We start from the raw sequence: 14,267 nt of genomic DNA, 5'->3' as shown, positions 1-14,267 counted from the left end.
CAGAAGGAGGCAGGCGCACGCGGCGCGGACGTCATGGCGCCGCCGGTATGCGCACCGCCACCGTCACTCCCCTCTCGCGGGGGGGAAACTCGAGGGTGGCGCCGATGCGCTCCGCCCGCTCGCGCATGTTCACGAGGCCCAGGTGGATGGCGTTCTCGCCCTCGCATGAGGAAGGCCTATCTCTCCCCGCGCGCCCCGCGTCCGCGAAACCGCGGCCGTCATCGCTGATCACCAGCTCCAGGCCTTTCTCGTCGCGCCTGAGCTCCACCCTGGCCCTGCGCGCGCCGGAATGCCTCACCACGTTGTTGAGGGCCTCCTGGGCGATACGGTAGAGGTTTATCTTGACCTCGCCCGACAGCGCGCCCTCCTCTCCCTCCGTGTGCAGGGAGAACTCGATGGGGTAATCGGCGTTCATCCTGCGCACCAGGTTGCGCAGGGCTTCGGCAAGCCCCAGGTCGTCCAGCACGGGTGGGTGGAGAGACGCCGAGAGGTCGTGCACCTGCTTGAGCACCTGGGATATGGAGGAAGAGGCCGACTCGATATGCGCCCGCGTCCCCTCCGGCACCCCCTCCTCGCTCAGTGCCAGCTCCAGGTTGACCAGAGCGTTGCTGAGATCCTGGCCCGTGTGGTCATGGAGATCCCGCGCCACCGACGACCTCTCCCGCTCCTGTATCTCCAGGATGGACTGGAAAAGGGCCTTGAGCTCCATATTGGCGCGCCTCAGCTCCCGCGTCAGCTCCGCGTTCTCCTTCATCTGTCGCGTGAGCAGGTACTGCTTAAAGCTCATCTCCGTCACCACCTGGGCGATGGCGTTGACCACCGAGAGCAAGAACTCCACCTCCTCGATGTTCACGCTCCTCACATGCTCGAGGGAGGCGAGCAGCGGCTCGGGGTCCACGCTCAGCTCCTCCGCCAGCCGGCGGTACTTCTCCAGGTCCGGCGTCTCCATGAGCGAGGCGTCGCCGCTGATCATGCCCACGATCTCCCCGCCCAGGATGAGGGGGGCGTCGAAGCACACGAAGCCCGCGTGGCATATCCGCACCTTCGGTCCCATGCTCTTCTTGAGTTCCGCCAGGGCACCGATGGCGGACCGGTAGCAGCGCATCACGCCCTCGAGGGAGTCGATGATCAGCTTGCAGTGCTCGCCCCCGGTGGCGCTTACCACCACCGGCATGCAGTTCATGTCCAGCACCCATAGCCTGACCCCGGTGATGCGCGCCAGCTCGTCCACCAGCTCCTGGAGATACCTCACATCCAGGATCTCGGTGAAGGCGATGTCCCTGAGCTGAAGGCTCCCGATGAGATCCTGGTAATCGTGGGGCGGGGAGAGGATGCCGATCTCCTCCAGGAAATATCCCACCCCCAGGGACCAGAGGTCGATGAAAGGCCTCAGCATGTCGAGCTTGAGCCTGCCCTCGCGCACCAGGGTCAAGAAGCGGTCGCCGAAGTCGCGCGCGTCCTTCACCTCGCGGAAGGTCTCCAGGTCGCGGGGATCCTCGAAGACGAGCTCGAAGAGGGACCTTTTCTCCGTACTCTCGCCGTAGACGAAGCGCCCCCCCACCTTCTCCACGCATATGGAGCCCCCCGGGGCGTGGACCTTGAGCACCGCGCCGTCTCCAAGGGGGTCGATGGCTTTCTTGATGGGGCTGTCCTCGGAGGTGAAAAGCTCCGCCAACTCTAACAGCAGCTCCCGCACCGACTCCATACCCCGATTATATCCAATGGGGTCAGCCCCGGACATGGGACATTATCTCGACCAGCTCTCCCCTGAACCCCGTTTCGCTCGACCCCCCCTCATCCAGACACCCCTTTATCCTCGAATAGCGTCGAGAAACAGCGTTCGGCGAGACATCACTCAGCATGCCCGCGATCTCTCCATTCGTCGCTGGCGTGTATTCTCTGGCAAGATAGATGAAGGCTTTCCTCGCCCTCTGCAACGCGGACGGCTTTCGTCCATCCTCTCCTTCAAGGTCGCTCAGGCCATAATGCCGGCACACGGCATCATAGAGCTCCCGGAGCGAAAGCTCTCTTACGAGGTATTTCAGTCCCGTGGTCTCGTTAGGTTTTATCTTATCCTTGATCATCACCTTGATCATGTCCACGAACTTCTCGCTCCCCAGTATCGCCTGGGCGACTACCTTCTCCTTCGGGTATTGGGGCGGGTCATCGCACGCGCTCTCCACGAATTCACAGTAGAGACGTCTGGCCTCCCTATCTTCATCGCCAAAATACTCCTTTAGCCAGTCCTGTCTGAGCCATTCCGGAGCATCGCTTCCTCCGGCGTAATGGCGATAGCTCGACCATCGATAATCCTGCGGCTTGACGACCAGCCCTGCCTTGACGGGATTCAGGTGGATGTAACGGCTCACGGTGAGGAAATATTCCTCTTTCTCGATGCAGATGGATTTATAGCGCCCCGCGAAGACATGGCCCTTCCAGCCCATGTAGGCAGCATAGTTCGCATATGAGGAGCCGAGGTAATGCATGAACCCGGAGAGATTCGCCTTCAGGGTCTGGATCAAGAGATGATAATGGGTCCCGAGCACACAGTATGCGTAGACCTCTACCTCATACCTTTCGGCGCCTTTTCCCAGAAGCTCGATGAAGTGCTCTTTCTCCTTATCGGACCTGTAGAGGAAACTCCCGCCGTTCCCTCTGGAGATCACGTGGTAGAAAGCGCCTTCGTACTGTATGCGCAACGGCCTAGCCATGTAACGCATTATATATGACTTTTATATGTTTGTCAACTTATGCGTCGGCAGCTCACGAAATCCATAGAATAAAACGATTGGTCCGTTAGCTCGGGAAGGGATGGCGCCAGCACAACTTGAGGTTGCATCATGGGCTTAAAACACCTAGATTTAGCGTGTTTCTGAGCAGAGGTCATAATCGCTTAGAATAATCAATGGCTGCGCCGGCAGCTCACCTATTTCCGGACCCGGAAAATGTCCCATGTCCGGGGCTGACCCCATTGGTCAGCCGACGCGGCGGGCGGTGGTGGTGCGCTTTCGTTTCAACACCGTGGCCACGAACTCGTCGATCTGCTCGTCCAGCGCGCTCATGGGGGTCATGCGGCGTATCCAGGCGTCGCCCTGCAGCATGAGGGTGGGGAGCTTGGTGCGCTTCATGATCTCCCCCCGCACGAGAGAGAAGACGCTCCAGGTCTGCTTGCAGGAATGGTGGCCGCAGTAGATGCAGGCGTCGGCGTCGAGCTGGGAGGTCCAGTAGGCGATATCGTCCACCCATTGCGCGGACATGGACTCCGCCCCCACCTGGCGGGTCATGGCGTAATCCCAGCAGGTGTCCGCCAGCCCGTCGATCATGGCCTCCCTGGTGGAGGTGTCCACCGGCTGGAAGAAGAAGGACCCCAGCAGGTCGCCGAGGACGGTGATGCCCCGTTCTTCCATGCGGTTGAAGAAACCGTACCAGTCCCAGTAGTAGAAGGTATAGATCCAGAAGCAGCGCGCCACCTCTTCCTCGGCCGGGTACATCCCCTCGGCCATCCTTTCCCTCACCGTGTCGAGCATCGCCTGCAGCACCCTCACCGCGATGTCCGTCCCCCAAAGGGTATAGCGGATGCCGTAGGCGTAGAGGGTGAAGATGTTGGGACATGGGTTGGGCCGCGCCTTGCGCATCTCCCACAGGTCATAGTAGAGGCGCGTGGCCTGGTTGGCACGGTTGAGCACCTCGCGCATCCTCTCCTCCTTGAGCTCCTCGCCCAGGAACTCCTCCAGATCCCTGACCAGGGAGCGGAAATAGGTGCGGTAGGCGCGGCGCCCGCGCGGCGAGTCGTCCACAGGCTTGTCCAGCAGGAACTGGGGCACCCCCAGATAGCGCGCCACGAACTCGTGGATCTTGGAATTGGCGTCGCAGCTCCCCGGGGCCGCGGAGATGATGGCGTCGGGCTCGAAATCCGCCCCCGTGAGGGCGGAGCCGAGCTCTATGGTGTTGGACGAGCACAGGTAATCGGGAAGCCCCAGACCCATGGCGAAGTCCCAGTACCTCTCCCCCTGGCCCTCCAGGGAGGCCACTCCGGAGACGGTGAGGACCTCGCTGGTCAGCGGATAGGCGTTCTCGAAACAGTACACGAACTCGGGCGGGAAGTTGAAGGGCACGAGGATGATCTTCTTGCCCTGTGCCTTGGCCGCCCTCGCCCCGTCGAACCACTGCTGGATGCCCTTGAGAAAGGCCAGGCTCGCCCTGCGGATGCGCGGCGCCATCACCGCCCCGATGGTGGTGGCCATGTCCTTCGGCAGGACGTGGAGGACGCCCTCCACCTCCTCGTCGCTCAGCTCATCGGGGAAATACTTCAGCAGCCCAAAGATCCCGGAAACCCTGTTGACAAGCCCCTCGTAATCCCTGAATTCCTTCTGTGCCATGTCTCTCAAGCTCCTTTGCTCGCGACTCTCCCGTGTCCGCGCAGGTTCCCTTGCGATCCCTGCCCCACCCGACCGTTGCCCCGCCGCTAGAGGGCGGCAGCGCTCGTCTCTCCTCTGTTCAGTCCCCTTACCCGCGACTCCCCGCGTCCGCGCGCTCCTCGCTTCCCTGTCCTTCTTCCTATTCCTTCCAGCGGTCCCTTCAGTCCGGATCAGAGCGGAACGCTAACCTCCAAGTCCGTCTCGTCCCAACGCCCTCGACCGGGTCGCGCCGCGTCCGACGTCTCCGACCTCATTCCTCCTCCGCCAGGAAGGCTGCCCCGATGGCGCAGGCCAGCTGAGGGTCGCAGGGAAAGTCCCGGTACTCGCCGCGTATCTTCTCCCGTGCGGGACCCACCACCGAGCGCAGCTTGGCCACTCCCCCGGTGACGGTGTATTCGTCCTGGAACCCGAACTTCAGCGCCTGGGAGATGAGGATCTTGGCCACCGACTCGCATATCCCTGCCATGATGTCCGCGGGGTCCACGCCGTCGTTGACGTGGGTGATGAGCTCGCTCTCCACGAATACCCCGCACTGCGAGCTCACCGGTACCCTGTTGCGAGAGCGCGCTGCCACCTCATCGAGCTCCTCCACGCCGTAGCCCAAGGCGGCGGCCATGACGGTGAGGAATTTTCCCGACCCCGAGGCGCACTTGTCGTTGCGCATGAAGTCCACCACGCACCCATCGCCATCGATGAGGATGGAGGTGACGCTCTGTCCCCCCACGTCCAGCACCAGGTTGGCGTCCGGCACCAGGCGGCTCACCGCCATGGCAAGACAGGATACGTCGTCGCGCCTGACGTCGCCTATCTCCACCAGCTCGGCCCCGCGTCCCGTGACCCCGATCCCTCCCAGGTCCGCACGGGATGCGCCCGCCGCGCTCAGCACCTCATCCAACAGCACCCGGGCCTCGTCGGACACGTTGCCCGTGGTCTCGATCACCCGTGAGGCCACCAGGGCATCGCCGTCCATCACCACCGCCTTGGTGTAGAGGCTCCCCACGTCCAGGCCGAGGTACATCATGACCCACCTCCCATCTTGCGCGCCATGAGCGCCGCTCCCAGCGCTCCCACGATCTGGGAATCGGTGTCGTACTTGATCAGGCGCACGTTGAGCATGCGCTCCAGCTCCGCGCGCACCGCGGCGTTCTTTGCCACCCCACCGCTCATGGTCACCTCCTTCTCCAGGCCCACGCGGCGCACTAGGGCGGCCACCCTCTCGGCCATGGCGCGGTTGACGCCCGCCGCGATGTCCGCCTTGGTGTGGCCGCGCTGGAGGTAATGCAGCACCTCCGTCTCGCAGAAGATGCTGCAGCGGCTGGAGAGCTCCAGGGCGCGCTCGGCCTGGAAGGATACCGTCCCCAGCTCGTCCAGGGAGAGCCCCAGGGTGCGCGCCTGAACCTCCAAGAAACGGCCGGTGCCGGCGGCGCACTTGTCGTTCATCACGAAATCCACTAGCTCACCGCCCTTGCCCACCCGGATGACCTTGGCGTCCTGACCGCCGATGTCGATGACCGTGCGCACCTCGGGCACCAGCCACGAGGCGCCCATGCCGTGGCAGCTTATCTCGCTCACGTTGTCCTGGGAGAGTCCTTCCGCCTGCACCTGCTCCCTCCCATAGCCGGTACTGACGCAGAACCTGATCTCGCTCCAGTCGATGCCCTCCTCCTTGACCAGCATGTCTACCACCGCCCGGGCGGACTGCACTGGGTGCGGCTTGACGCCTATGCTCTTGTAGGCCACGATCCCTTTGGCGTTGATCACTACCGCCTGCGCGGTGAGCGACCCGACGTCGATTCCCGCGAAGTACATCTCATACCTCCGAACATCTCCTCACTTTCCTTGACCTCCCTGCCGTGTAAAGAATAAGAGCACGTCGGAGCCCGGTCCTTCTGCGGCCATGCATTAGCGCTAGCCGGCGCCCGCCGACGCATAGCGCCGCTCTCCTGACCCCGTCTTCGCCTCCATGCCCGCGCGTCTCTTTTCGTGCCTCTGTTTTCATCTCCCGGGCGATCCTGCCTCCGACCCTGTCGCATGTCCCATGTCCGGGGCTGACCCCATGTTCAGCCGATGGCGCGGGCGGGGGCCTCGCGTCTCTTCACCACGTTGTTCACGAACTCGTCTATGGTCTCCTGCAGCACGGTGATGGGGGTCATGCGCTTGATCCAGGAGTCGCCCTGCAGGATGAGGGTGGGTATCCTGGAGCGCTTCATGAGCTCGGCGCGCACCACCGAAGCGCCGCTCCAGGTCTGCTTGCAGGAGTGGTGCCCGCAGTAGATGCAGCAGTCGGCATCCAGCTCGCGGGAGGCCCAGGAGATGTCGTCCAGCCACTGCACGGACATGGAGCTCGCCCCCATCTGCCGGGTCATGGGCATGTTGCGCGCTATCTCCGCCATCCCCGTGAGCATGCTCTCCCGCGAGGTGGGATCGATGGCCTGGGGGAAGATGAGGTCCAGGCCGTCTCCCAGGTGGGTGATGCCGTTCTCCTCCATCCAGTTGAAGAGTCCTCCCATGTCGAAGTAGTAGCTGGTGTAGGTCCAGAGGCTGCGCGCCACCTCCGCCTCGGCGGGATAGAGCCCTCTGGCAAGCCTTTCCTTGGAAAGGTCCACCATGGCCTGCATGACCTCCACCGCGTCCTCCGTACCCCACATGGTGTAGCGCACCCCGTAGGTGACGAGGGAGAAGACGTTGGGCACGGGGCAGGGCGAGAACTTGTGCATGTCCCACAGCTCCCAGAAGAGCTCCGAGGCGCGGTTGGCGTTCTCCACCACCATGCGCATGCGCTCCTCGTCGAGCTTCTCGCCCAGGAAATCCTCCATGTCCTCGACGAGGCGGAAAAAGTACTTGTAGTACTGCCTGACCCCGCGCTCGCTGTTGTCCACCGTCTTCTCCAGGAAGAGGAGGGGGATGTCCAGGTAGCGCGCCAGGAACTCATGGGTCTTGGAGTTGATGTCGCAGGATGCGAAGCAGTCGGAGATGACGGCGTCCGGGATGAAGTCTGATTCCGTGAGCGCCGAGCCCACCTCGATCATGTTCGCCGAGCAGGCGAAGTCGGGGAGCCCCAACCCCATGGCGTAGTCCCAGTACCTCTCACCCTGTCCCTCCAGGGCCACCACCCCCAGGGTGGAGAGCACCTCGCTGGTGATGGGCCAGGCGCCCTCGAAGCAGTGCACGATCTCGGGCGGGAAGTTGAAGGGGACCAGGAACACCTTCTTTCCCGTGCGCTTGGCCTCGTGCGCCCCGTCCAGCCATCTCTTGACCAGGCGGAGGAATTTGAGGCTTACGCCGCGGATGCGCGGCACCATGAAGGCCCGCATGGTCCCGGCGAGCTCCGAGGGGAGGACGTGCATCATCCCCTCGACCTCCAGGTCGCTCATTTTGTCGGGCAGCTTGTCCACGATGGAGAAGATCTCGTAGACGCGGTTGATGAGCCCCTCGTACGGCCTGATCTCCACCTGCGCCATCGCCGTCACCCCCTTACTTCCCCAGCCTCTCCAGGAAGGCCTGGACGCGGGTCTTGATGCGGCCGGTGTCGGCTTTGGACCCGTAGTCCTTCTCCAGCACCAGCACCGGGACGCCCGCCTTCTCCAGGTCCATGCGCAAAGAGACGGATTCCACCCCGTGCAGGTCGCAGAACTTGTTGTAGGTGACGATGGCGCCGTCCACACCGGCGCGTTTTGCGGTCTCCAGGATATAGTCGCGCCGCTTTTCGTACTCGGTGAACATGCGCGGGCAGAACAGGTTGGCGAGGTAGCGCTCGGCCAGCAGTCGCGCGGGGTCTCCGCTCTCCCCCTCCCGCCTCCAGAAGGAGCGCGATCCGTAGCACAGGGCATCGGCGGCGATGAGCGCGCCTGTGGACTCGATGTCCTCGATGAGGTCAACCTCGTCGGTGGCGCTGCCCAGGATCATCAGGCGGGCCTTGTAGGGAAGAGGCGCGGCGTTCTCCTTTTCCGCCAGCACCTCGTCCAGCAGGGCCGAGAAGTCCCCCGCCATCATGGAGGAGCCGGTGCAGACGAGGCGCATGACCTCCGCGCCGGAGACCGCAGGGGGCACCTTCTCCCGCAGGGCGTAGAGGCGCTTGAGCCTCGCGAAGACCTCGTCGTAGGCGTCGATGGCCTTGCGGATCCTCTCGTCGGTGACCTGCGCCCCGAAACGCTCCTCCAGCGCCTGGCGCAGGAGCCCTATCTCCTCGGTGAAGTATTCCAGGGAGTCCTCGCGCAGGAAGTGGGGCACCTTCAGGTAGTGGAAGAACTCGTACTTCTTCACGTACTGCCAGTTCTCGAACATGCCGCGCAGGTGGTCGCAGCCGTTGGTCTCGATGAGGCCGTCCAGGAAATCGTAGGTCCCGTCCAGGCCGAGCTGCAGGCAGGAGCGGCAGAAGCGGCAGTTGAAGCGCGCCAGATAAGCGTCGCCCAGCTCGGTGTCGGGATGCCCGAAGGCCTTGATGCGGTAGGGCAGGACTCCCGCCGCCTCGATTAGCTCCACGGGGGTGGCCACGCAGGCGTACCCCAGCACCTTCCCTCCCTTTTCCTTCCAGTCCCGCACGTAATCCGTATAGATGTCCGTCGACTGGCTCTGCAAGGTCCTCATCTCAACCCCCTATCGTCGTTTTCCGGGGATACTCCTCTTATACTTCCTCCTACCCGCCCAATTGCCGCCGCCGTTAAGGCGTTATGTCCCATGTCCGGGGCTGACCCCATCCCATCATCTGCGGCGGCGGACGAGGAGGACGGCAGCGGCGGCGACACCCAGGGCCGCGGCTGCGGCTGCCGCCGGTTTCGCGGCTTTGGTCAGCAGGGGCTTCGCCACCTTGCCGATCACCTCGGGGTGCCTGCGCAGGGCCGCGAAGCCCGCCGCAGCCACCTCCGAGGCCGCCAGCACCAGGTCGTCCACGTTTATGGCTCCCAGCACCCGCGCCGCCTTATCCGCCATCAACCCGGGGTTTCTCCACGCGAAGGCGTTGAAGGCCGCCAGGACGGCGTTTATCCTCTCCGCCACCGCCTCCGGCTCCAGCGCCGCCCGCACCGCGGGGTCTGCCAGCGCCGCCTCCTTCACCTGCAGGGCCGCCTTCTTCCCCGCCTCCGCCAGCGCCTCGGTGTCCAGACCCGCCAGCAGCTTTCCCGCGAAACCCGCCAGGAGGTCAGGCCGGGCGTCGAAAGCCTTGTTGAGCAGCACCGCGTTGTAGTTGATCACCCGGGCCAGCTCCCGCGGGTCCACGGCCTCCTCGAAGTAGGCGTCCATGGCCGCCACCGCCTCGGGGGGCAGCTCTGAGAACCGCCGCAGGTGCTCCGCCGCCGCGCGCAGCGCCGCCCCCACCGCCAGATAGAGGGCCCGCGCCGCCTGCACTGTGCTGTCGGGAGTGGCGTAGATGTACCCCGAGAGCACCTGTCCGATGACCGCCCCGTCCTCCTTGAGGGCCACGAGCATCTCGCGGAAGGCCTCTCCGTCCACGCTGTCCACAAGGTCGCGGCTGACCCGCTCCAGCACCGCCTTGAAACGGGGCTCGTCGCGCCCCAGCACCAGGTTGCCGCGGTGCAGAGCGGTCACCAGGCCGGCGAGGGCGTTCACCAGACCGCCCATCTCCGCCATGTCGATGTCTTCCAGGAGCTGGAAGACGGCGTTGGCGAGGATCTCCGCCGGCAGACTGAGGGCCTGCAGGGCGCGGGTCATCACCCGCAGCAGGTAGTTGGCCAGGGGAGGCACCACGCCCAGGAGGTTGGAGATGGCCACGGGGTTGAAGAGGCCCGGCTCTCCCTCCAGTTCCGCCCGGCGCCCCTCGAGATGGGCGGTCAGACCCACGCGCACCTTTCCGAAGTCCGCGGTGTTCCAGACCTTGCGCCAGGTGCGTTCCCCCGCCTGCAGCATGCGCTCCGCCACCGCCCCGATGCCGGCGATAAGGGCGTCGAGGGCCTCGCGGTCCTCCAGCAGGAGCTGGTTGACCAGGGGAGCGTAGGCGGAAGGGATCTCCTTCAGCCTCTCGGTGTCCAGGTCCTTCCCCAGGCGCGCGATGAAGTCCTTGAGGATGTCCAGGGTGAAGTTGTTGAGCTGCTTTCCCAGCTCCAACAGGAGCTCCACCACCCAGTTGACAAGGGAGGGAGACGCCCCCAGCACGCTCATGGAGAAGGCCACGTCCTCCCACAGGAAGGCACGCACCAGTTCCGCGGCGTTTGCAGGATTGACGTCGCGCAGGTGGATGAGGAGCAGTTCCTTGAAGCCCGGGGTGCGGATGAGCTCCCTCACCAGCCCCGGGAGGGCGCTGTATCCCATGCCCGCGCCCGCGCCGCCGCCGTCGTCCCCCGCGGCCCGCGCCGCCTCCCGGGCCTCCCTCACCAGGTCCTCCAGGTTCGTCTTTTCCGCCATCCTCACCACCTCACTCCCCCACCTGGGCCAGCAATCCCGCGGAGGACTCCTTGAGCCTCTCCACCACCGGGGCCAGCTTGCCCAGGACCGTCTTGAACTCCTTCACCGCCTCCTCCACCGCCGCGAAGTCCACCTTCTCCACCAGCTGCATGAGGAAGGCCGCCAGGATATCCGGCGGGAAGGAGTTGAGCTGCTCCGCTATGCCCCTGGCCAGGGCCACCTGGAAGTTGATGATCCCCGGCAGGAGCGAGACCGTCCCCATGAAAGTCTCCGCGTCCTCCCACAGCAGGGTCCTCGCCAAGCCGGACGCCGTGGCGGGGTCGATGTTGGCGGTGAGCACCCTGAGCGAGGCCTTGAACTTGGGGCTGCGGATGAGCTCGCGCAGCAGGCGCTCCGCCGCCCCGTGCTTCCCGGTCGCCGTCTCCTGCATGGCTTTCCCCCCCGTCTCTCCTAGACCGTCTCCAGGTCGAAGAACCAGCGCGCCACCTCCGCCTGGCAGAGCTGCTTGCCGCCCATCCAGAGCTGGACTATCTTCAGGTCGCGCCAGTGCTTCTCGACGTCCCAGTCGCGGTCCGCCCCGTAGGAGCTCATGAGGTTCATGGCCTTGCCCACCGCCGCCATGCCCTGATCGCAGGCCCAGTACTTGAGGGCGCGGCCCTTGGCCACGATCTCGTCGTTCCAGCGCGGGCCGTAGAGGTCGGGGCGGTCGAGCATGCGCGCGTACTGATAACCGCAGATGCGCACGATCTCGGTGTCCCGCGCGAAATCGGCCAGCACCCCCGCCACCGCGTCGTGCTCCTTGAGGGGTTGTCCCTTGTAGGTCTGGGTGCTCACGAACTCGTAGAGGCGCTCGAAGACGTTGAGCATGACCCCGCCCACGAAGGAGATGGAGCCCATGTTCCCGAAGGAGATGACCTCCTTGAAGTACATGAGGTCGAGCCCCGGCCCGTGGGCGCGGTAGGACTTGGGCACGCGCACGTTCTCGAACCAGATGTCGCCGTTCTTGTCCGCCGCCATGCCCGCCTTCTGATAGGGCGGCCCCTGGGTCACGCCGGGGGTGTCGGCGGGGACGAAGATGAATGCGAAGTCGTTGGGGTCGTGTGAGCCGGGGTTGGTGGTGCACACCACCCCGAATAGGTTGCACACCCCGCCGGAATTGGTGGGCCACAGCTTATGCCCGTTGATCACCCACTCGTCGCCGTCCAGCACCGCCGTGGTCTGGATGGTGGACCCGCCCACGATCTCCATGTTCTCGATGTCCGCGCCGCCCTGGGGCTCGGTCATGGCGTTGGCGGCAAAGCGCGGCTCGGTTGTGTTGCAGAAGATGGGGGCGAACTCCTCGCACAGCTCGCGGTTGACGTGGGGCTCCATGGCGATCATCACCATGGGCCAGTAGACCACCCCGAAGGCCACCGCCATGCCGGAATCGGCGCGCGCCACCTCCTCCATGAGGCGGTAGGAGGCGGTGCCCACGTAGTTGGAGCGCCCCAGTCCCCATCCCCCCAGGTCCTCGGGGAAGAGCACGCGCTGCATGCCCAGCTCGCCCATGAGCTTCTTGAAGGCGGGCTCGATGAGGGCGTGCTCCTTCCAGTCCTCGTCGAACTTGCGTCGGTGGGGGATGACGTAGGTCTCCGCCCAGTCGCGCACGATCTTCCCCAGGGGGTCGTCCAGCGGCGAGAGATATTCCAGGGGTCGGGTGAAATCGTCTATGGTCCTCATCTACATGCACCTCCCGTTCTCGGCCCCGTGGGAGGGGGCGAGCTTCAAGCGGTTCCCGCGGCTTTCCTTACCCGTCATCACCGCTTCCTCCCCTCAACGCGCATTGGACTGGTAGAAGTAGCGCGCCACGTCCATCTTGGCCAGCTCATAGGGACCCAGGCAGAGCTGCATGGCCTTGGTGTCCCGCCAGTAGCGCTCCAGGTTCCACTCCGTGGCGTACCCCGCCGAGGCCATCATCTCCATGGCGTTGCCGATGGCCTTCTCTGTGGACTGCGTCACCTGGTGCGCCACCATGGAGGCGGTGACGTAGTTCGCCTCCGACCCCGCCGGTCCGTAGATGGCCGGCTCCGCCAGCACGCGGGCGAGGTCGCAGGTGAGCAGGCGGTTCACGCTGATCTCCTTGGCCACCTCGGCCATCACCGCGGCGGTGAGGGGGTTGTCCTTGAAGATGTTGCCCTTGCCCTTGATGACGCGGTTGTCCCCCCACTCCTTGAGGATCTCGTAGCAGGCGAAGAGGGCGCCCACGTTGCTGGCGGACACTCCCAGGTAGAACCAGGCCAGGGCGGCGCGGCAGGCCTCCGTTCCCCTGGCCACGCACATGGCCTCCGGCGCCTTCACCTTGGCGAACTCCACCTCGGCGTTGCGGTCGGCCGCCAGGCCGGTTTTAAGGAAGGCGTCCCCGCGCTTGACGCCCTTGGCGTCGCCCGGGACGGCGATGATCCCCACCGCGTCCTCCCCGTCCGTGCCCTCGAGGGCGCAGAGCACCGCGAACACCGCGGCATCCGCCCCGGAGGAAGCGGGGCGTGCCTTTTCCGCCTCCACCGACCACGCGCCGCGGGAGAGTCTGGCCCTGGCCTGTGGTACGTCCCGGAAGAGGGGCAGGACCAGGGCGGCTTTGGCCGGGGTGTCCTGCGAGGTCACCACGGGCGCGAGGGCCGCGCAGGCCTCGTCGTTCACCCTGCCCTCGGTGGCCACGCAGGTCTGCAGAGCCCAGAGGGAGGATAGCAGCAGCGCGATCCCGGTGTCGCCTCGCGATACCTGCTCCAAGGCCGCCACCATGGTGTAGGCCGCGGAGGGGGTGTTGTGACCGTCGCCCCCGTGCGCCTCGGGCCAGAAGAGGCGCTGCAGTCCGATGTCGCAGAAGAGCTTGCGCATGGCGGGGGCCAGCAGGGCGGCGTAGTCCTCCTTGAGCTCCAGACGCTTCTCCATGAGCTCGCTCTCGGCCCAGCGGCGGAGGTTGCCCGCCAGCGACACGTCCATGTCGCTCATCCATTCGTACATGCAGGGAAAGACATCGCTTGAACTCATACCAAACCTCCCCTTGGTCCACTTCCCTCTCGCGTACCCGTATACCCGTATATGCGGACGGGTCCCGTTGTCCCCGTGAGCATAAGATCGCGATGGACCGGCATGGTGGACGGATTCCCTCCCCGGGATGGCCGAAAGACCGCCATAGAGCAACCGCCAGCCGAAACTATATGAAACTATATAAAAGACCTATCATTATTCGTAATACCTGTACAAGGGGGGAACCCCTAACTCTTCCATAGGGAAATCCCCCGCAGCCCGTGCGCCGGGCGGGCGCCCGGTCTCGAGCAGGTTTTTCACATTCCGCTTTTATGAGAAGATCCCCCCGCAGCCCGTGCGCCGGGCGGGCGCCCGGTCTCGAGCAGGTTTTTGGATCTCGCTCACATGAGAGGATCGTCCGCGCAAGTGCCCCGGGCCGCGGTGCCGGCATGCGGGGCGGGCGCCCGTATCCCGGCGTCCCGGATC

General features: G+C 64.8%; 11 protein-coding genes. All 11 read right to left on the bottom strand.

All coding sequences use genetic code 11. From position 1 onward, the window contains the following. Positions 1 to 31: 31 nt before the first annotated feature. Complete coding sequence (locus H5T74_00620; GenBank protein ID MBC7228882.1) at positions 32 to 1,741, bottom strand: PocR ligand-binding domain-containing protein; 1,710 nt, start codon at positions 1,739 to 1,741, stop codon at positions 32 to 34. Beyond that, entirely contained in the window at positions 1,728 to 2,711 is a 984-nt protein-coding gene (locus tag H5T74_00615) for a transposase (GenBank protein ID MBC7228881.1), read from the bottom strand. Before H5T74_00615 ends, H5T74_00620 begins: the two co-directional genes overlap by 14 nt. Positions 2,712 to 2,975: 264 nt before the next feature. After that, positions 2,976 to 4,379, bottom strand: coding sequence for a 2-hydroxyacyl-CoA dehydratase (locus tag H5T74_00610; protein MBC7228880.1), 1,404 nt, complete (start codon positions 4,377 to 4,379; stop codon positions 2,976 to 2,978). 289 nt (positions 4,380 to 4,668) lie between these two features. After that, the gene (locus H5T74_00605) at positions 4,669 to 5,439 is read right to left on the bottom strand and encodes a 2-hydroxyglutaryl-CoA dehydratase (GenBank protein MBC7228879.1); all 771 of its coding nucleotides are present in this window, start codon (positions 5,437 to 5,439) and stop codon (positions 4,669 to 4,671) included. Then, a complete protein-coding gene (locus tag H5T74_00600; protein ID MBC7228878.1) occupies positions 5,436 to 6,227 on the bottom strand; it encodes a 2-hydroxyglutaryl-CoA dehydratase in 792 nt (263 codons plus the stop codon). The genes H5T74_00605 and H5T74_00600 overlap by 4 nt, the downstream gene beginning before the upstream one ends. 251 nt (positions 6,228 to 6,478) lie before the next feature. Next, on the bottom strand, positions 6,479 to 7,888 hold the full coding sequence (locus tag H5T74_00595) for a 2-hydroxyacyl-CoA dehydratase (GenBank protein ID MBC7228877.1): 1,410 nt from the start codon (positions 7,886 to 7,888) through the stop codon (positions 6,479 to 6,481). A gap of 4 nt (positions 7,889 to 7,892) precedes the next feature. Next, positions 7,893 to 9,005, bottom strand: a complete 1,113-nt coding sequence (locus H5T74_00590; GenBank protein ID MBC7228876.1) for a 2-hydroxyacyl-CoA dehydratase — start codon at positions 9,003 to 9,005, stop codon at positions 7,893 to 7,895. Positions 9,006 to 9,119: 114 nt separating this feature from the next. Further along, positions 9,120 to 10,775, bottom strand: coding sequence for a hypothetical protein (locus tag H5T74_00585; protein ID MBC7228875.1), 1,656 nt, complete (start codon positions 10,773 to 10,775; stop codon positions 9,120 to 9,122). A 10-nt stretch (positions 10,776 to 10,785) separates the two neighbouring features. Further along, complete coding sequence (locus tag H5T74_00580) at positions 10,786 to 11,205, bottom strand: hypothetical protein (protein MBC7228874.1); 420 nt, start codon at positions 11,203 to 11,205, stop codon at positions 10,786 to 10,788. 20 nt (positions 11,206 to 11,225) lie between these two features. Next, entirely contained in the window at positions 11,226 to 12,494 is a 1,269-nt protein-coding gene (locus tag H5T74_00575; GenBank protein ID MBC7228873.1) for an acyl-CoA/acyl-ACP dehydrogenase, read from the bottom strand. Positions 12,495 to 12,587: 93 nt separating this feature from the next. Next, positions 12,588 to 13,802 carry an acyl-CoA/acyl-ACP dehydrogenase gene (locus tag H5T74_00570; protein ID MBC7228872.1) on the bottom strand — a complete coding sequence of 405 codons (1,215 nt, stop codon included), beginning with the start codon at positions 13,800 to 13,802 and terminating at the stop codon, positions 12,588 to 12,590. Positions 13,803 to 14,267: the final 465 nt, after the last annotated feature.

This window comes from Actinomycetota bacterium (genome assembly GCA_014360645.1).
In the GTDB taxonomy this organism is placed as follows: Bacteria; Actinomycetota; Geothermincolia; order Geothermincolales; family RBG-13-55-18; genus Solincola_B.
Note: the sequence above shows the minus strand (reverse complement) of the source record. Positions and strands in the feature narration are given on the sequence as shown.

What these genes read in the sequence shown, in the direction of transcription:
- H5T74_00610 (MBC7228880.1), bottom strand. Translation starts at nt 4,379, where the DNA reads ATGGCACAGAAGGAATTCAGGGATTACGAGGGGCTTGTCAACAGGGTT.
- H5T74_00575 (MBC7228873.1), bottom strand. Translation starts at nt 12,494, where the DNA reads ATGAGGACCATAGACGATTTCACCCGACCCCTGGAATATCTCTCGCCG.
- H5T74_00570 (MBC7228872.1), bottom strand. Translation starts at nt 13,802, where the DNA reads ATGAGTTCAAGCGATGTCTTTCCCTGCATGTACGAATGGATGAGCGAC.
- H5T74_00620 (MBC7228882.1), bottom strand. Translation starts at nt 1,741, where the DNA reads ATGTCCGGGGCTGACCCCATTGGATATAATCGGGGTATGGAGTCGGTG.
- H5T74_00585 (MBC7228875.1), bottom strand. Translation starts at nt 10,775, where the DNA reads ATGGCGGAAAAGACGAACCTGGAGGACCTGGTGAGGGAGGCCCGGGAG.
- H5T74_00580 (MBC7228874.1), bottom strand. Translation starts at nt 11,205, where the DNA reads ATGCAGGAGACGGCGACCGGGAAGCACGGGGCGGCGGAGCGCCTGCTG.
- H5T74_00590 (MBC7228876.1), bottom strand. Translation starts at nt 9,005, where the DNA reads ATGAGGACCTTGCAGAGCCAGTCGACGGACATCTATACGGATTACGTG.
- H5T74_00615 (MBC7228881.1), bottom strand. Translation starts at nt 2,711, where the DNA reads ATGGCTAGGCCGTTGCGCATACAGTACGAAGGCGCTTTCTACCACGTG.
- H5T74_00605 (MBC7228879.1), bottom strand. Translation starts at nt 5,439, where the DNA reads ATGATGTACCTCGGCCTGGACGTGGGGAGCCTCTACACCAAGGCGGTG.
- H5T74_00600 (MBC7228878.1), bottom strand. Translation starts at nt 6,227, where the DNA reads ATGTACTTCGCGGGAATCGACGTCGGGTCGCTCACCGCGCAGGCGGTA.